The organism is Erwinia rhapontici (assembly GCF_020683125.1).
In the GTDB taxonomy this organism is placed as follows: domain Bacteria; phylum Pseudomonadota; class Gammaproteobacteria; order Enterobacterales; family Enterobacteriaceae; genus Erwinia; species Erwinia rhapontici.
Window position 1 is genome coordinate 1,972,736 of record NZ_CP085627.1, and the last position, 16,639, is coordinate 1,989,374.

Genomic DNA, 16,639 nt, shown 5'->3' on the forward strand with positions numbered 1-16,639 from the left:
AGTGGAGTGGTCTGTGCACACAGAGCTCATTTCAAGTTATTGAAATAAAATGTTTTAAGCGTATTTTTCACAATTCATAAATGCGAATGATAATTATAATGACTGCATATTATACATTGACCGTCAGTCGGTCAATGTTATGATTCTTTCTCTCTCCGCCAACAGAATAATGTCCTCATGATGCAAAAACCGTCCTCCACTCATCGCCGTGAACGTGTCAGTGATGCCGCCTCTGGCGGCACCTCGCGACGTTCACTGCTCACTGGCCTGCTGGCCGCGGGGGTTCTGATGACCACGCGGGCACTGGCAGCAAAACCCGCCACGCAGTCTGTGACTGATATCGCCGGGCGCTCAGTGCGGATTCACACGCCGGTCAGCCGTATTCTGCTGGGTGACGGCACCCTGGCGTATGCACTGGCGCTGCTGCGCCCCGACGATCCCTTTCAGGGCGTGGTGGCCTGGGGAGATAACTTCCGCGCCGCCGACCTCGATAGTTATCGGGCGTATCAGCGGCAGTTTCCCCATATCGACCAGATCCCGCGCTTTTCCGGTAAGACGGTTGATGCGATTGGCGGAGAGCAGGCGATTGCGCTGAAGCCCGATATTGTGGTGCTGAACCTGAGCTCGGCAGGTGCAGCAACTGCCTCCGGTTTACTGCGCCTGCTGGAGCAGGCGGGGATCCCGGTGGTGTTCGTCGATTTTCGGACCAGGATGTTCGCCAACACCGGGCGCAGCATGCAGATTTTGGGGGAGTTGTTCGGCAGAGTGGCAAGGGCAGCCGACTTTTTACGCTTTCGTCAGCAGCAGATCGACCGGGTGATACAGCCGCTGAAACTGTTAACCACACGCCCCCTGGTGATGGTTGAACGCGCAGCAGGACTCTATGACGACTGTTGCCTGACCTACGGTGACGGTAACTTTGGTGAACTGGTGGCAGTGGCCGGGGGGCGTAACCTGGGCACGCAATTACTGCCTGGCACCTTTGGTGCTCTCAGCCCGGAGAAGGTGATCCACGCCGACCCCGATGTGGTGCTGGTCACCGGCGCGAACTGGTCACTGTATTCCCCCGGCGGTGACTGGGTGAATCTGGGGCCAGGGGCCGATGCGCAGGAAGGGCATGCGCGCCTGCAACGCCTGATGCAGCGTCCGGCGTACCGCACGCTGCGTGCCGTCAGGGAACAGCAGGTGTATGCCATCTGGCACCCGTTTTATGACAATCCTTACTATTTTATCGCCCTGCAGCGCGTGGCGAAGTGGCTACATCCTGAGCTGTTTGCCTCGCTTGACCCGGAAGCTACTTTCCGTGAGTTACATGAACGTTTTCTTCCCGTGCCTTATCAATCCGGTTACTGGTTAAGCCTCAAGGAGACCGTCGTATGACCCGAACACCTCAACTTATTCTGCTGGCGATGCCCAGCATTCATGCCGGTGCATGGCGTTATCCCGGCGCCATCCCCGAGTTTCACAGCAGCTTTAAACATATGAAACGGTTTGCCCGGACGCTGGAGCAGGGGCGGTTTGACGGCCTGTTTTTGCCCGACACGCTGGCGCTGCGCCAGGTATCGACCGAGGCCCTGGCGCGGGGGCACAGTACGGTGACGTTGGATCCGCTGACGCTGCTCCCTGCGCTGGCGGCGGTTACACAGCATATCGGGCTGATTGCCACCGCCAGCACCACCTACAATGAGCCTTATATGCTCGCCCGGCGGCTGGCCACACTGGATCACATCAGCGAAGGCCGGGCCGGATGGAATCTGGTGACCTCCAGTAATCCCAACGAGGCCGGTAATTTTGGTGTCGCTGAACATATGGAGCACGGCCTGCGTTATGCGCGCGCGCGCGAGTTTTCGGCGGTGATGAACGGGCTGTGGGACAGCTGGGAGCAGGATGCATTTTGCCGTGATGCCGCCAGCGGCGTGTTTTTTGATGCGGCAAAGATGCATACGCTCAATCACGAGGGGGAGTATTTTTCCGTACGTGGGCCGTTAAATGTTGATCGTCCTCCGCAGGGGCGACCGGTGATTGTGCAGGCCGGGGCGTCTGAAGCCGGCAGGCAGGTGGCAGCGGAAACGGCAGAAGTCATCTTCACCTACCAGACGGATCTCGTCTCTGCCCGTCAGTTTTACCAGGATATGCAGTCCCGGGCGCAGGCTGCTGGCCGTCGTGATGCACTGAAAATCATCCCGGCGGCGTTCGTGGTGCTGGGGGAAACGCCACAAGAGGCGCAGGCGAAAAGAGCACTGCTCGACAGTCTGGTCGACGAGCAGAGCAGCCTTGCCACCTTATCCGTGGCGCTTGGGCATGATATTTCGCCGTACGATAAACATGGCCCGCTGCCCGCGATGCCGGAAAGTAATGCCAGCAAAAGCGGGCGCGAGCGTGTGGTTCAACTGGCGCGGCGTGAGGGTCTCAGCATCCTGGCGCTGGCGCGTCGCATTTGTGGTTATCAGGGGCTGGAAATGGTGGGAACGGCAACCCAGGTGGCCGATACCCTGCAACACTGGCTGGAGAGCGGGGCGGCCGATGGATTTAACGTGATGTTCTCTCATTTTCCCGGCGGGGTAGAGGAGTTTGTCACCCAGGTGATTCCGGTGTTACAGCGCCGGGGGCTGTTGAGAGAGCAGTACACCGCGACCACCTTCCGGGGACATTTGGGGCTGAAAACACCGGAACGGGAGGATGCACAGCCGGGGGGATGAAGGGCGGAATAATGATGGCTGGCAGATTGTCCATTGTGTTGAATTTTGATTGACCGTCGGTCAGTCAATTGCTAGGGTTGGGTAAAATCAGCCAATCACGTTAGGGATTATCATGCGTCTTAGCCGTCATCATGCCGCGCTTGCTGCGGCTTACCTTGGCACTTTTCTTGCCTCGCTGGATATCAGCATTGTGAATGTCGCTTTGCCCACTATGCAGAGTGCGCTGGATACGGACATTGCCGGGTTGCAGTGGGTGGTCAATGCCTACGCCGTTTGCCTGTCTGCTTTTATGCTTTCTGCCGGTCCGCTGGCCGATCGTTACGGTCATAAACGTGCCTGGGTGAGCGGCGTCGTGCTGTTTACCGGCGGGTCTCTGCTGTGTGGTGTGGCACCCAGCCTCGGCATGCTGCTGACGGGGCGGGCCATTCAGGGCGTGTCCGCCGCGCTGCTGATTTCAGGGGCGATGCCCATCCTGACCCACGCGTTTCCTGATGCCCGCCAGCGCGCGCATGCCATCGGCGGGTGGTCGGCGTTTAGCGCGCTGGCGCTGATCCTCGGGCCGCTGCTGGGGGGCGTTCTGCTCCAGTGGCTGGGCTGGCAAAGTATCTTTCTGGTCAATATCCCACTGTGCCTGGTGGCGATTGCAGCAGGGCTGTGGGGGATACCGGAGCGTAAATATCCTGACCACGCGGCGCTGGATACGGCGGGCCAGTTACTGGGGATTGTCGCGTTAGGAACGCTGGCCTGGGGAATGATTGAGGCAGGGCAATACGGCTTTACCGGCAGACTTCCACTGGCGATTCTGGCCTGTGCCCTGGTGAGTTTTATGCTTTTCGCGCTGGTGGAAAAACGGACGTTGCGCCCGCTGCTGCCGCTGGCACTGCTGCGCGAGCAGGGATTTGTCAGCGTGAATCTGGCGTCGTTTATTCTCGGTTTTTCTTACTACAGCTGTCTGTTCTTTTTCTCGATTTTCCTACAACAAATTCAGGGCTGGGCACCCGCAGAAGCAGGCTGGCGCATGATGCCGTTATTTGTCGTCACCGGCCTGGTGTCACTGTTGTTTGGCCGCATGAGTGCGCGGCTGCCGATGCGTGGATTAATGGTCACGGGTTACGGGCTGGCGGGCCTGTCGATGATCGCTATGGTGCTGCTGGATGCGAACTCCGCTTACTGGCAGGTGGGGGCGTTGTTTACGCTGCTGGGGGCCGGGGCCGGGCTGGCGGTTCCGGGCACGGGCATGCTGGTGATGGCGATGGCGCCGCCTGAGCAGGCCGGGTCAGTTTCCGCCATGATGAATGCGCTGCGCCAGGCGGGGATGACCATCGGCATTGCGTTACTGGGAACGTTAATGAGCGCACAGGCAATACGCACGCTGACGGCCTCCCTCGATGTCAGCGGTATTAGCGATGCTGCGCAGATTGCCCACCTGGCGGTGACGCGGCATCTGCCCACCTCGGTCGTCGCTGATTTTAGCGCACGCTACACAGCAGCGATGGAAAGTGGTTTTCATCTCGCCATGCTGTGCGCCGGAGGTGCCTGCTTTGTCGCCGTGGCATTGCTGCTACGCTTACAGTGGGTAAAAGAGGCGCAGGGCATTAACGCCGCGTAACAGCGCGAAGTGCTTATCTGGCGAATCCGCATCGGGTGTATACCTGACGGCACTGAGTCGATGGCATGTGCCAGAAATGTACAAACCAGGAGAAGATCATGAAAGCAGTCACGGTTACCAGCCCATTTAATCTGGACAGTGTTCAGCTCACCGAGGTGAAGGACCCCGGCCAACCCGCTAAAGGGGAAATCAGGGTCGCCATCAAAGCCAGCTCGCTTAACTTCCATGACCTGATGGTGGCCACCGGCGCTATGCCGGTGGAAGATAGCCGTATTCTGCTGTCGGACGGTGCCGGAATTGTTGAGGCGGTAGGCGAAGGCGTAACGGAGTTCCGCGCGGGTGATGCCGTGGTTTCCACCTTCTTTCCGCAGTGGGCAGCAGGGAAAGCCACCCCGGCGGTGGGCGGTTTTGCGCATACGCCAGGCGATGGCGTTGATGGCCTGGCCAGCGAAGTGGTGGTGCGTCCGGTCAATGCCTTTACTCCCGCTCCTGCGGGCTGGTCGCACACCGAGGCGGCCACCATCACGACCTCCGGCCTGACCGCGTGGCGAGCGCTGGTGGTCAACGGTCGCTTAAAGGCGGGTGAGACCGTGCTGGTACAAGGCACCGGCGGTGTGTCGATTGCTGCGTTACAGCTGGCCAAAGCTATGGGGGCCAGAGTGATTGCCACTTCGTCCTCTGATGAAAAACTGGCGATGGTGCGCAAACTGGGCGCCGATGACACCATTAACTACCGCACCACCCCGGAGTGGGGGGATAAAGTGTTGGAACTCACTCACGGCCTGGGCGTTGACCATATTGTTGAGGTCGGCGGCCCTGCCACGATTAATGAGTCCCTTAAGGCGGTGAAAGTCGGTGGGCATATTGCCGTCATCGGTGTGTTGTCCGGTACGGATGCGTCATTGTCGATTTTCAGCATCCTGGCGAAACAGGTGCGTATTGAGGGGCTGATTGTCGGCAGCCGTCAGGACCAGATTGATTATGTGAAGGCGCTGGAACTGATGGCGCAGAAACCGGTGATCGACAAGGTCTTCAGCTATGAGCGTTTGGGTGAGGCATTTGCCCACCTGCAAAGCGGTCAACACGTTGGCAAGGTGTGCGTGAGCTGGTAGGGAAATAGCTTTGCGCTGTTAAAGCCCGCTCAGAAGAAACGGAGCGGGCTGAGTCTCAGGCTTTACATTACAGGCATAACGCCATTGTAACGGATGTTATGGCACCTCTGGCGGTGTTGTTTCATCAGGCTGTGGTGTGACGGATGAGGTAGCCTCAATAATCTCTTTATTGAACGCGCGGTCGTAAAACTCTCCGATACTCAGCTGATAGCAGGTGATGGAGATAAATACACCCAGTCCAAACGCCACCCCTGTTTTTGCGCCTTCCCAGCCGATAAACCAGGTTCCCAACCCAAGAAAAATCAGAAAAGGGCACAGCAGTAAGGCATCCAGAGGCGTGATCTTTTTATAACGATAGTTCAACCACAGATAGCGTGCCGCGGTTCTTCCCCCCATGGCGTAGGCGCCGAAGAACATTCCCGCCACAAAGCGATAGGGAAGACTTCCGGCGGCAAAGACTTTTGCCGTCAGCAGCGCCACCAGAAAAAAGCCCAAAATATACATCGCGATAAAACACACCGATCCACGACGGCTGTTCACTGCGTCAACTTTTTGAACCAGCCACCGGCGGTCCTCTACATTTGCCATATCTGTTCCCTGTCATCCTGTTGAACTGATAAGATTGCTTTATGATACAGGGCGAATGCAAGGGAAAAAGCACGGTCGTTCTCCCGCATAATTATCCCCTTTACGGCTGGAATCATCATTCATAAGCACAACCTGATACCCTTCGCTCTGAACGGATTTAGAGATGACTAAACTCTTTATGTTAATAATAATGGTGGCCACGGTGACAGGGTGCGTACACTTAGAGCCAAAAGACTGCCAGAAAAATAGCGCCCTGAACGCTTGTACCTACAACCGCTCAGGGAAGCTATCTGATAAAGACATATTTGGTGTACAGGCTTCGGGGATTAAAAAAGCCCTGGATGCTGCCCTGGCGGAGCCCCATGCCTGGGAGAGGAAAAGATGCAATGCATACCTTCTCTGGCATTGATCCGTTCGCTGGCCGTCAAGAATCAGATGCTGATTGGTGCCGGGCTGATCGAACGTGCCGACGATGACCGCCTGTATAACGCCTACGTTGCCTGTCTGCCCGACGGTTCACTGCATACACATCGCAAACTTCATGCTTTTAGAGGCCCGAATGGTCGCGGCTGGCTGATGCGCTGGCTGCCTGCGCGCGCTCATGACAACGGGGTGTTTATCTTATTCAGTAACGGCGTTGGTGCGGATGAAGACGAAGTCCGTACCGGCAATGCCATGATGATTGACCCTTACGGCAGCATTATTGAGGAAACCTGGGCGGCGGGCGATGCCATGGTCAGCGCCGAACTCGATTTAACCCTGCTGGCGATGAGCACGGGCCGCCGCTGGATCCACGGTCGCCGTCCTGAGCTATACCAGATACTGACGGAACTGCAGGGGTATGAACGTGATGCAAGAACGGCCAGGTTTTCGGTCGATGTGCCGCAGAGAAATAACCGGTGAGGTGAGCGCATCCGGTGCGGTGTTATCCCGTCATCACCAGCGCAATTTTAGGGTAGCGTTCGCAGATAAAATCGACGAATGCCCTGACCTTTGGCGCCGTTAAACGCCGCGAGGTATGCAGCACCCACAGCGCCACCTTGACATCTGACACCGTTCCCCACTGCACCAGGTCGCCGCGGGCAAGGGCGTTGCCGACAATAGACTGAGGAATAATCGCGGCACCGCCACCGGCGATGGCGGCGTCGCGGATCATCAGAAAAGAGGAAAACCTCAGGCGGGGGAGAGGTTCAATCACCAGGCGGCCATCGTCCAGTTTCCACAGCGATGGCTGTGCGTTGCCAAATACGATGGCGGGAACCTGAGTGACCAGGCCCGGCTGGGGCAGGGTAACGAAGGGCGCGGCAACCACAATCTGGCGGTCTTCAGCAAAGCATCGCCCCGTCAGGCTGCTGTCGGGGCGCGGGTTAATACGAATGGCCACATCATAATGTTCCTCCACCAGATCCACCATGCGGTCTTCTGCCACCACTTCAAGGGTGATTTCCGGATACGCGGCGCAAAACTCGGCAGCTATTCTCCCCATGGTGAGCTGCGAGAACAACACGGGCGATGCCACGCGCAGGTGCCCGCGTGGAACAGAGATCCCTTCCCGCACCGACGTCATGGCCTCCACCACCTCGTTCATTGACCCCGATGTTCTGGCCATCAGCATATCGCCCGCCTCAGTGAGTCTCAGCCCTCTGGGGCTGCGCTCGATAAGGCGTACGCCAAGCTGTTGTTCAAGATCCGCGATATGACGCGATAACGTGGCTTTAGACCTGCCGCTGGCCCGGCTGGCCTTCCCCAGCCCGCCGTGGGTGGCGACAAGCGCAAAATCAACCAAAGCATTGAGGTCCATACTGTTCCATTTTTGAAACGACATGTCTCTAATTTAGAGTCTGCTCTCTGTCTGCGCAACGGTTTATCGTTCATTCATCCTAACAGACCAGAGGAACAGAACATGAGCATGACGCAACGAGCCGTTGTCATCGGAGAGTACGGCGGGGCTGATGCCGCCAAAGTGGCTGAGATAGCGCTGCCCGACGTGGGAGAGCGTCAGGTACGGGTGCGGGTTCATGCCGCCGGTATTAATGGCCTCGACTGGAAGGTGAGAGAAGGGTACGTCCGCGATGCGTTTCCCTTATCGCTGCCCGCCGTTCTCGGCATTGAGCTGGCAGGTATTGTTGAGGCCGTGGGCCCGGGCTGTACGCGTTTTCGTATCGGTGACCGTGTGATGGGGTCGCTGGGGCGAATCGGGGCGTATGCGGATTTCGTCGTCATCAGTGAGGCAAATCTGGCCCATACACCGGCAGGACTGGACGATATCCACGCAGCTGCCATCCCCGTTGCCGCCGTCGCTGCATGGCAAAGCCTTAACTATGCTGGCCCGATCTCCGCCGGGCAACGCATTCTGATCCACGGCGCTGCCGGAGGGCTGGGGGGCTACGCCGTGCAGTTTGCTAAACAGGCCGGGGCAGAGGTGTTTGCCACCGTGGCGGCGGCAGGCATGGAATACGTGCGCAGCCTCGGGGCCGACCACATTATCGACTATCAGTCGCAACCGTTTGAATCGCTTGCCCGCAATATTGACCTTGTCCTCGACTATGTTGGTGGCGGCGTGCTGGATCGCTCATGGCCGGTGCTGTCGGGGCAGGGCGTTATCATCAGCACGGCTTCGCCCGACATTGTTGCCCGCACACCTGCCGGGCGCCGTGGGCTGTGGTTTATGAACACGCCGGACGGCACGCAGCTGGAAACGCTGGCCGCCAGCATTGCCAGCGGAGCATTGAAGTCACACGTCAGCGAGATCGTCGGCTTTAACGACATCCCGCAGGCCATTGAACGTCACCGCACGGCGCCGCGTATCGGCAAAGTGGTGGCCGATTTTCTGCGCTAACCGGCGCTATCTGACGCATTCTGGAGATAAATATGACCATTCTTGTTATTGGTGCCACGGGCACGCTGGGTTCGTTGATTTGTCAGCGTCTTGCTGATGCGGGCGCAGACACCAAGGCGCTGGTGCGCCAGCCGGGTAAGCACGTTTTTCCGGCCGGTGTGACTGAAGTCGCGGGTGACATGACCGATGTCGCGGCAATGCGCGCCGCTTTAGCCTCGGTGCGTACCCTGTTCCTGCTGAATGCGGTGACACCCGATGAAGTTACCCAGGCCCTTATCACCCTGAATCTTGCCCGTGAGGCGGGTATCGAACGCGTGGTGTATCTGTCGGTGATCCATGCGGAAAAGTACACCAACGTACCGCACTTTACCGGTAAATATACGGTTGAACGTATGATCGAAAGCCTGAATATCCCGGCGACTATTCTGCGTCCGGCCTATTTCATGCAGAACGAAGCCTCGGTGCAAAAGGTCATTGAAGAGTATGGGGTGTATCCGATGCCGATCGGTTCGACGGGTGTTTCCATGATCGATGTGCGGGATATTGCCGATATCGCGGTAGTGGAACTGTTGCGGCGTGACAGGGCACCCGAAGCACTGGAGAGCAACACCCTGGCGCTGGTGGGCCCGGACGTTCTGACCGGTGAGCGTGTCGCCGCCGTCTGGAGCGCAGCGCTGGGGCGTGAAGTTGGCTACGGCGGTGATGACGTGGTCGCTTTTGAGCAGCAGATGACCGCCTGGAGCCCCGGTTGGCTGGCCTATGATATGAGCCTGATGATGGCGGGCATTCAGCAGTACGGGATGCAGGCGGCAGAAGGAACGGTGGAGCGTTTGCAGACGCTGCTGGGACGTCCGCTACGGACCTACGAGCATTTGGTTAATGAGTCTACCGGCACGCGCTGAACGGGATATGCAGGGAGATAACGGGGAGACTCGTTATCTCTGCACAGAGGCAACAGGCTGTTTATCAGTTTCAATCTCTTTTATTTTCAGCAAGTTGTTGAGCCAGTTTCTTGATGCCTTCAACGATCTCTGACGGTGGATGCGCGGCAAAACCGAACAAAATCGCCTGCTTCGCTGGCCTGGTCTGGCAGTAGCGTGAAAGCGGCTGTGCGCCTAAACCCGCTTGACGGCAGTGCTCAATGATGACGGATTCTTCAAGGTTATCCGCTAACCAGCAGACAAGATGAATACCTGAATCCGACGGTTCCACACAGACGACTTCCGGCAGATATAATTTGATGGCCTCAATCATCACCTGCTGGCGTTCATGACAGGCTTTTCTCACCCGCCTGACGTGACGGGCGTAATGGCCTTCAGAAATGAAAGCGGCAAGGATCGTTTGTTCTAAATACGAGGTGCGTGTATCGGCGTAATATTTGGCAATGTTAAAAGACGCCACTAAATGTTCTGGAACCACCAGGAAACCTAAATGAAATCCCGGGAACATCATTTTGGAGAAGGTTCCTGCATAGATCACGCGCTGATGTTTATCTAACCCCTGAAGGGCTTGTATTGGCTGGCCGGTGTACCTGAACTCACTGTTATAATCATCTTCGAATATCCACATGTTATTTTCAGCGGCCCACTCCAGTAGCGCCAGCCTGCGGGATAAACTTAATGTTCCGCCCAGCGGAAACTGGTGAGAGGGAGAGGTAAAAATCAATTTGGCCTGGGGCCAGTGCCTGATGCCATACGCAACGTCCATGCCATTGTTATCACTGATGACAGGACGGAGGGTGGCCCCCATGGCGGTAAACGCCCCTAACGCACCATCATAGCCCGGCTCATCCAGCCAGACTTCATCCCCTTTTTGCAATAGTACCTGTGCGGCCAGATTCATGGTTTGCTGTGTACCATTAACAATCAGTATCTGCTGCTCGGTGCAATGCAGGCCGCGCGTGGTGCAGACATATTTACTGATAGCCTGCCGTAAGGGTTTAAACCCATGGAGTTCATTCAGTTTTCCATCCTGGTGGCGGAACTGACGCCAGGTGCGCCCTAACAGGCGACCCCAAAGTTCATAAGGGAATAAATCTCTGCAGCCGACGCCAATATTAAACGTCAGATTTTGCCCCGAGCAGGGCTGCGTTTCATCCCATATGTTTCTCATGACCTGCATATGCGGATTAATGTCGGGGCTCCCCTTATCAAGGCTCGCCGGTAAATAAGAGGCTTGCGGCTGACTGTGCATCACCTCATCAGGAATGATCGATGCCACATAGGTTCCCGATCCTTGTTTAGCGATCAGGTAGCCCTCATCAGTCAGGCGTTCTAAGCCTGCGAGAACAGAGTTTCTTGATATGGACATCATTTCAGAAAATGTCCGGCTGGAGGGGAGTTTTTTCCCTGTTTGAAGCTGACCATTCAGGATCAGTTCTTTGATCACCGAATAGAACTGTTCTTTAATTTTCCCGTTTTTTAACAATATGCTGGGAAAGCTGGCCGCGTTCTTTTTCATCGCCAAAGTGGACCCATAAAAAATCAACAAAGTGTGCCTTATACAATACCACTGTCAGCGTTACTCTTTCATCACCTGATACGTTTCATTTTAAAAAAGTGATTGATATGAATGATGAAAATTTAGAAATTTCCGTGGTACCCGTTCAAGAGGCCGATTACTCAGCATGGCTACCTTACTGGTTGAGCTATCAGCAATTCTATGGCGTGGAGCTGCCAGAAGAGACGACATTAGCAACATGGGGGCGCTTTTTTGATGCTGATGAACCGATGTATTGCGCTGTCGCAAAAGAGGGGGAGACCCTCCTCGGATTTGTTCACTATGTTTTTCACCGCTCAACATGGTCGGTCAGTGATTTCTGTTATTTAGAAGATCTGTTTGTGGCCCCCACTAGTCGGGGTAAACAGACAGGAAAACATCTGATTGACTATGTGCAAGGGCAGGCCCGCGAGCGCCAGTGTGGGCGCTTATACTGGCATACCCAGGAAAAGAACGTAACGGCACAGAGGCTTTATGACTGGGTGGCCGAGAAACCGGGGGTTATCGAGTACAGAATGCCTCTCTAAACATGCGTGAGTAAGGAGCTAATGGCTGCCAGCTCTCCCTGCCTGGCAGCCTGCTCCAGCCTGACTCAGGGGCTGCGTCATAGGAAGTCGTTGCGCGGCGCGGTTGGAGTGCCATTCTTCTGCGACGGCAATCACGGGAAAAGAAAGCGAGGTTTCGATCATAAGACCTCATGCAGACGTCCGAAATTATGTTAAATGCAGTGTTGGACTGTGCTTCGCCATTTGCACCCTGCGGTGATATGTCGGATGGTAACGCTCTCAATGATGTGACGAGTATTCTTCTGGTTTACGCAGTGCAGGGGCACCCATGTTCCTGACACTGATACCGCTGTGAGTGGTGTTCCTTCACTTTACGACAGGATGTTATGCATGCCTATTTTACATACAAAACATGGCGATATCGATTATCAGGATGTTGGCAGCGGCGATACGACGCTGTTTCTGATGCCGGGTTGGTGCCAGCCGAAGACCGTCTTCAATGAATTCTCAGCGCTGGCCGCCGCTTCTTTTCGGGTTGTTACTCCAGACTGGCGGGGCCATGGGAAATCTTCCACTGATGGTCAGGATTTTGACGGGGCAGCGTTATTCTCTGACGCCCTGGCACTCATTGAACATCTCGGGTTGAAGCGCGTTGTCCCGGTTTCCGTCGCCCACGCCAGTTGGATCGCCGTGGACTTAGCGGAAAGTTTAACTGAACGCGTGCCTGCTATGATATTCCTGGACTGGATCATGAATCAGCCGTCGACGGAGTTTTTCAGTGCCATCACAGAGATGCAGCAAGAAAATCGCTGGGAATATGCACGGGATCAGCTGTTTGAATTTTGGTTAGCAGGGAGCGACTCACCCACCATGATCCATCATCTCAACACCGAGATGGCGGAGTCCAGCTATCAGCTCTGGCGCCTGGCAGGGCAGGTGATTGCCGATGCCTATCATCAATACGGCTCGCCGCTCCAACGCCTGGAAACGCTCAAAAACCCACCGAAGTGTACACACCTCTATTCCCTTGACCGGGACGACGAGTACCTTGCCTTTCAACAGCGTTTCGCTGAAGAGCATGATTTTTTTGAAGTGAAACGACTGGAGAATGCCAGAACACACCTGGCCGTGCTTGAAAGGCCGGGAGATGTACTGGCGTGGATTTTAAAATCACTCTGAACCGCTCATCGTTCAATCGACTACGGCTGAGGATGTCGTTTCTTCAGCGTGTGGCCTCATTCACTAATCCGAGATAGCGGGAGCCAGATATGTTTCTACCGCTGACCACGCAGACAGCGTTACGCCCGCTCAGTTCTTTTGCATAACGAAGGACTGCCGCAACTGCGGGCACTCCTGAAGGCTCCACAACATGGCGATGCAGATTAAGCATTAACGCCATCGCTGCTTTAATTTCGGCTTCTGAGACGAGAAGAACACGGTCGACACGGTCGCGTATCAGTGGCCAGGTCATCGTTTCGGGCTCTATGTAGCCACTGATGCCTTCGGCGATTGATGACGTTATTTCCACAGGAATCGTCTCGCCAGCGTCTTTCCAGCGCGCAAATGTCGGGCTCGCTTCGCTTTGTATTGCCCACACTTCGGCAGCAGGGTTAATGGCTTTGATGGCCGTCGCAATACCTGAGGCCAGCCCGCCGCCGCCAATGTTCACGAGAATAACGTCAGCATCTGCCCTGTCTTCCATAATTTCCAGACCGACGGTGCCGCCCCCGGCAATCATCTGCTCATTATTGTAGGCGGAGACGAACGTCGCGCCGGACTGTTGCGCTGCGGCAATAGCGGCTTGCCTTGCGTCTTCAATACTGTCAAAAAAGGTCACCTGAGCACCATAATTTTTCATCGCCGAGACCTTCATCGGGTCTGCTGAATGCGGTAAGTATATGGATACGGGTATGCCTGTTACATGCCCCGCACAGGCAAGTCCTAAGCCATGGTTCCCCGCCGTCGGGGCGATGACGCCGGTGCTTCGCTGTTCTGCATCAAGACTGGCAAGAACGTTTGCGGCGCCTCTCAGCTTAAAGCTACCGGTATGCTGGAGATTTTCCATTTTGAGTCTGACCTCCGCCCCGACAAGGGCAGACAGTTCCTGCGAAGGCTCCAGCGGTGTCCTGCATACTGTTGCCTTAATTCGCCGGGAAGCGGCATAAATATCTTTCAGCGTGACACTGCCCATTGGCCTTTGTGCGGGGTTTGTCATAGTATTCTCCTGAAGTTATATAAGAAAATGACTATATAGGTAATTGGCTATATGAACAACTCAAAGACGTTAATGGCCGATATTTTTCGCGCCCTGGGTAATGAGCACCGGCTCGTGATTGTTGAATGGCTGTCCGATCCAAGGTCACATTTTCCCGAGCAGCAGGACGGCGACCTGGTTGAGGACGGTGTGTGTGTCGGGTTTATCACCGAAAAAATTGGTCTGAGTCAGCCCACAGTGACAGGCCATCTACAAAATCTGGCTAAAGCCGGAATTGTGACCTCGAAACGTATCAAGAACTGGGTATTCTATAAACTTGATCGTCAACGGATGGATGAAGCAACGGCAATGTTGTCGGAATATGGAAAACGGGCAACGCGTCCACATGAGTAGCGCGCAGATCAAAACATACGAAGGACGTAAGATGCTTTTGCCTGATTTGAGCTTTACAAAAACTGTCTATCAAGCGTCATTTGAACAATGAGTCGTCCTCTGTTTGTCACGCTGGATGGGCCCAAGGGCGCCGGTAAAACCACACTGTTGGAGGCCATCACCAAAGTCCTCAGGGCTGACAACAAGAAGGTGATCCGACTTTGCGAGAAAAAAAGCGATCCCTACAGGCGGGAAACCATGGTTCTCGTTAACAGGCTCGCCAGACAACCCACCCTGGCGTTGGAATGGGAGGTGTGTGAGCGCCTGGCCGCCAGCCGCGCCTGGATTTCCCGGCACGTGCTGGCTAAACAGCCACCGGACAGCATTATCTTGATGGACCGCTGGTACCCGTCGGATGCCGCGTTTCGCCGCATGATTCCCTTCGCAGAGATTTTACAGCTTAACCTTGAACGAAATGTGCGAACGCCAGACCTGCATGTCGGTGTGGTGACTACGCCTGAGATTTCATGGGCAAGGGCTGCGGCCCGATCGCGTGGGCTAAGCAGTACGGTGATTCATAAGCTGGAAGAACATGTTGCCTGTAGCCAGGCGTTCGAGCGAGAAATTGCCGATAACGGCTGGGTTTTATGCCGTAATGAAGGAACAATCGAAGACGCCACGATGCAGGTGATTTCTGAGATCTACCGCGTGCCTGGGTGCGCCACAGGGATTCAGATCACATCGCCGGGGAAGGTCGTTCCCTGAGCCCGTTTTCACAGCGTGTTTTTTTTACAGGCTGAATTCCTGCTCAGCAGGGTGGAGCATAACAGGCCGGCGAGCAGTGAGAAGGCGATGCCGACGCAGAGGGCGATGTCAATATCCTCTGCGAGCGGTTTGACCGCGTTAAGCAATCCCCCAAAGATTGCGACTCCCAGCGCGGAACCCGTTTGTCGGCTTGCGTTGAGCACGCCGGCGGCAATTCCAGCGTGCTCTTTGCCTGTCGAGCCCATGACAACTGCCGTGGCGACCGGTGTAATGATGCCAGCGGCAAGGCCGAGTGCAGGAAAGCAAAGTGCGATCTGCCAATAGGGTGTATTTTCTCTTACTATCATTAACCCTGCGAATCCGGCGGCGTAGAGCCCGCAGCATCCTGTTATCAGCCAGAATGGGCCAAGCAGGCGGTTAAGTTTTCCGGCGCTAAAACTGCCCAACGTGACCAGCAAGGTCAAGGGAAGGAAGGCGAGACCCACGTCTAGCGATGACCAGCCGCGCACGGCCCCGAAGTACAGGCTGAGCAGGAAGAACACCCCGTAAAACACTAATCCTGAAATCAGCGAGACGCTAACCGAGGCAGAAAAATCAGCAAGGCGAAAGAGTGTCATCGGCAGCATCGGCTGGTTGATTGTGCACTCGGTAAAGATGAAAACCCCCCAGGCAATGACCGCCACCAGTATTCCTCCGCAAATCCACGGGTCACGCCATCCACGATGGACACCTTCAATCAGCACGGCAATAGACGATCCCAGTGCGATAATCGCCAGTAACTGCCCTGCAAAATCCATCTGCCTCTCGCGAACAGTGATTTTTATCGCAGGAATACGCGTTGCCAGTACAGCCCCGAGTACGGCAATGGGGACATTGACCAGGAAGAGACTTCGCCAGCCTGATAAATGGATCAGCAAACCGCCCAATAACGGACCGGCCGCCATGGCAATTCCACCGCATCCGGCCCAGATACCGATGGCTCTGGCACGATCCCGAGACTGAGGGAACGCACTGTTGATCAACGCCAGAGAGGAGGGGACCAGCAAGGCCGCACCGACCCCCTGCAATATCCTCGAGAAGATCAGGGTGGGCAGTGTGGATGAAAAACCACATCCCGCTGAAGCCAGTGCAAAGAGCAGCAGACCGGTGAGATAAACGTTTTTTGCCCCCAGTTTGTCGCCTAAAGCACCACCGCTGACCAGCAGACTGGCGAAAGTCACGGTATAGGCACTGACGACCCATTGCAGGCCGGTAATGGTCGAGTGCAGCGTGGCGGCCAGCGGTGCAAGTGCAACGTTCACAATCGAGGTATCAAGTATCACGATGATATAGCTGATACTGGTCGCCGCTAACAACCATTTTTGAGCCGAAGGGGTGTTGTTCATGAGTCGAGGTGATTGTCCATAAATGAGATTTATTGACTATACCCCGCACG

15 protein-coding genes and 1 pseudogene are annotated in these 16,639 nt (G+C 55.7%); 11 read left to right on the plus strand and 5 right to left on the minus strand.

Going from position 1 to position 16,639, the window contains the following annotated elements:
* Positions 1 to 177: 177 nt before the first annotated feature.
* From LJN55_RS09320 to LJN55_RS09335, 4 genes are all read left to right on the plus strand, one after another.
* Entirely contained in the window at positions 178 to 1,380 is a 1,203-nt protein-coding gene (locus LJN55_RS09320) for an ABC transporter substrate-binding protein (protein ID WP_227536100.1), read from the plus strand.
* Positions 1,377 to 2,699 (plus strand): LLM class flavin-dependent oxidoreductase, encoded by a 1,323-nt coding sequence (locus tag LJN55_RS09325; protein WP_227536101.1) that lies wholly within the window; start codon positions 1,377 to 1,379, stop codon positions 2,697 to 2,699. Before LJN55_RS09320 ends, LJN55_RS09325 begins: the two co-directional genes overlap by 4 nt.
* 112 nt (positions 2,700 to 2,811) lie before the next feature.
* Positions 2,812 to 4,308: an MFS transporter gene (locus LJN55_RS09330; RefSeq protein ID WP_227536102.1), complete on the plus strand. Its 1,497-nt coding sequence runs from the start codon at positions 2,812 to 2,814 to the stop codon at positions 4,306 to 4,308.
* 98 nt (positions 4,309 to 4,406) lie between these two features.
* Positions 4,407 to 5,420, plus strand: coding sequence for a zinc-dependent alcohol dehydrogenase family protein (locus LJN55_RS09335; RefSeq protein WP_227536103.1), 1,014 nt, complete (start codon positions 4,407 to 4,409; stop codon positions 5,418 to 5,420).
* 96 nt (positions 5,421 to 5,516) lie between these two features.
* Here LJN55_RS09335 and LJN55_RS09340 read toward each other — a convergent pair whose 3' ends face one another.
* Positions 5,517 to 6,008 carry a hypothetical protein gene (locus tag LJN55_RS09340; protein ID WP_227536104.1) on the minus strand — a complete coding sequence of 164 codons (492 nt, stop codon included), beginning with the start codon at positions 6,006 to 6,008 and terminating at the stop codon, positions 5,517 to 5,519.
* Between the two features lie 375 nt (positions 6,009 to 6,383).
* Between LJN55_RS09340 and LJN55_RS09345 the strand changes: the two are divergent.
* Positions 6,384 to 6,911, plus strand: a pseudogene (locus LJN55_RS09345) (nitrilase-related carbon-nitrogen hydrolase); the annotation flags it as partial.
* A 22-nt stretch (positions 6,912 to 6,933) separates the two neighbouring features.
* Here LJN55_RS09345 and LJN55_RS09350 read toward each other — a convergent pair.
* Positions 6,934 to 7,809, minus strand: a complete 876-nt coding sequence (locus tag LJN55_RS09350; protein ID WP_227536105.1) for a LysR family transcriptional regulator — start codon at positions 7,807 to 7,809, stop codon at positions 6,934 to 6,936.
* A 102-nt stretch (positions 7,810 to 7,911) separates the two neighbouring features.
* Between LJN55_RS09350 and LJN55_RS09355 the strand changes: the two genes are divergently transcribed.
* Positions 7,912 to 8,847 carry an NADP-dependent oxidoreductase gene (locus LJN55_RS09355; protein WP_227536106.1) on the plus strand — a complete coding sequence of 312 codons (936 nt, stop codon included), beginning with the start codon at positions 7,912 to 7,914 and terminating at the stop codon, positions 8,845 to 8,847.
* A 32-nt stretch (positions 8,848 to 8,879) separates the two neighbouring features.
* Positions 8,880 to 9,749 (plus strand): SDR family oxidoreductase, encoded by an 870-nt coding sequence (locus LJN55_RS09360; RefSeq protein WP_227536107.1) that lies wholly within the window; start codon positions 8,880 to 8,882, stop codon positions 9,747 to 9,749.
* A 70-nt stretch (positions 9,750 to 9,819) separates the two neighbouring features.
* Here LJN55_RS09360 and pdxR read toward each other — a convergent pair whose 3' ends face one another.
* Positions 9,820 to 11,307 (minus strand): MocR-like pyridoxine biosynthesis transcription factor PdxR, encoded by a 1,488-nt coding sequence (gene pdxR / locus LJN55_RS09365; protein WP_227536108.1) that lies wholly within the window; start codon positions 11,305 to 11,307, stop codon positions 9,820 to 9,822.
* 107 nt (positions 11,308 to 11,414) lie between these two features.
* On the opposite strand from pdxR, the gene LJN55_RS09370 reads away from it, so the two are divergent.
* Together LJN55_RS09370 and LJN55_RS09375 are read left to right on the plus strand one after the other, a co-directional pair.
* Positions 11,415 to 11,873 (plus strand): GNAT family N-acetyltransferase, encoded by a 459-nt coding sequence (locus LJN55_RS09370; protein WP_200640212.1) that lies wholly within the window; start codon positions 11,415 to 11,417, stop codon positions 11,871 to 11,873.
* Positions 11,874 to 12,242: 369 nt separating this feature from the next.
* Complete coding sequence (locus LJN55_RS09375) at positions 12,243 to 13,031, plus strand: alpha/beta hydrolase (protein ID WP_159336972.1); 789 nt, start codon at positions 12,243 to 12,245, stop codon at positions 13,029 to 13,031.
* Between the two features lie 43 nt (positions 13,032 to 13,074).
* Here LJN55_RS09375 and LJN55_RS09380 read toward each other — a convergent pair whose 3' ends face one another.
* Positions 13,075 to 14,067: a threonine ammonia-lyase gene (locus LJN55_RS09380; RefSeq protein ID WP_227536109.1), complete on the minus strand. Its 993-nt coding sequence runs from the start codon at positions 14,065 to 14,067 to the stop codon at positions 13,075 to 13,077.
* A 51-nt stretch (positions 14,068 to 14,118) separates the two neighbouring features.
* Here LJN55_RS09380 and LJN55_RS09385 point away from each other — a divergent pair, with 51 nt between their 5' ends.
* Positions 14,119 to 14,460 (plus strand): ArsR/SmtB family transcription factor, encoded by a 342-nt coding sequence (locus tag LJN55_RS09385; protein WP_133843191.1) that lies wholly within the window; start codon positions 14,119 to 14,121, stop codon positions 14,458 to 14,460.
* Between the two features lie 87 nt (positions 14,461 to 14,547).
* Positions 14,548 to 15,204, plus strand: coding sequence for a dTMP kinase (locus LJN55_RS09390; protein WP_200640202.1), 657 nt, complete (start codon positions 14,548 to 14,550; stop codon positions 15,202 to 15,204).
* A gap of 8 nt (positions 15,205 to 15,212) precedes the next feature.
* Here LJN55_RS09390 and LJN55_RS09395 read toward each other — a convergent pair whose 3' ends face one another.
* The gene (locus tag LJN55_RS09395; RefSeq protein ID WP_227536110.1) at positions 15,213 to 16,589 is read right to left on the minus strand and encodes an MFS transporter; all 1,377 of its coding nucleotides are present in this window, start codon (positions 16,587 to 16,589) and stop codon (positions 15,213 to 15,215) included.
* Between the last annotated feature and the right edge of the window lie 50 nt (positions 16,590 to 16,639).

Bases quoted from the DNA above. Each gene is read 5' to 3' on its own strand.
- LJN55_RS09360 (WP_227536107.1), top strand. From the start codon at position 8,880: ATGACCATTCTTGTTATTGGTGCCACGGGCACGCTGGGTTCGTTGATT.
- LJN55_RS09375 (WP_159336972.1), top strand. From the start codon at position 12,243: ATGCCTATTTTACATACAAAACATGGCGATATCGATTATCAGGATGTT.
- LJN55_RS09395 (WP_227536110.1), bottom strand. From the start codon at position 16,589: ATGAACAACACCCCTTCGGCTCAAAAATGGTTGTTAGCGGCGACCAGT.
- LJN55_RS09330 (WP_227536102.1), top strand. From the start codon at position 2,812: ATGCGTCTTAGCCGTCATCATGCCGCGCTTGCTGCGGCTTACCTTGGC.
- LJN55_RS09380 (WP_227536109.1), bottom strand. From the start codon at position 14,067: ATGACAAACCCCGCACAAAGGCCAATGGGCAGTGTCACGCTGAAAGAT.
- LJN55_RS09320 (WP_227536100.1), top strand. From the start codon at position 178: ATGATGCAAAAACCGTCCTCCACTCATCGCCGTGAACGTGTCAGTGAT.
- LJN55_RS09390 (WP_200640202.1), top strand. From the start codon at position 14,548: ATGAGTCGTCCTCTGTTTGTCACGCTGGATGGGCCCAAGGGCGCCGGT.
- LJN55_RS09385 (WP_133843191.1), top strand. From the start codon at position 14,119: ATGAACAACTCAAAGACGTTAATGGCCGATATTTTTCGCGCCCTGGGT.
- LJN55_RS09370 (WP_200640212.1), top strand. From the start codon at position 11,415: ATGAATGATGAAAATTTAGAAATTTCCGTGGTACCCGTTCAAGAGGCC.
- LJN55_RS09335 (WP_227536103.1), top strand. From the start codon at position 4,407: ATGAAAGCAGTCACGGTTACCAGCCCATTTAATCTGGACAGTGTTCAG.
- LJN55_RS09340 (WP_227536104.1), bottom strand. From the start codon at position 6,008: ATGGCAAATGTAGAGGACCGCCGGTGGCTGGTTCAAAAAGTTGACGCA.
- LJN55_RS09350 (WP_227536105.1), bottom strand. From the start codon at position 7,809: ATGGACCTCAATGCTTTGGTTGATTTTGCGCTTGTCGCCACCCACGGC.
- pdxR (WP_227536108.1), bottom strand. From the start codon at position 11,307: ATGAAAAAGAACGCGGCCAGCTTTCCCAGCATATTGTTAAAAAACGGG.
- LJN55_RS09355 (WP_227536106.1), top strand. From the start codon at position 7,912: ATGAGCATGACGCAACGAGCCGTTGTCATCGGAGAGTACGGCGGGGCT.
- LJN55_RS09325 (WP_227536101.1), top strand. From the start codon at position 1,377: ATGACCCGAACACCTCAACTTATTCTGCTGGCGATGCCCAGCATTCAT.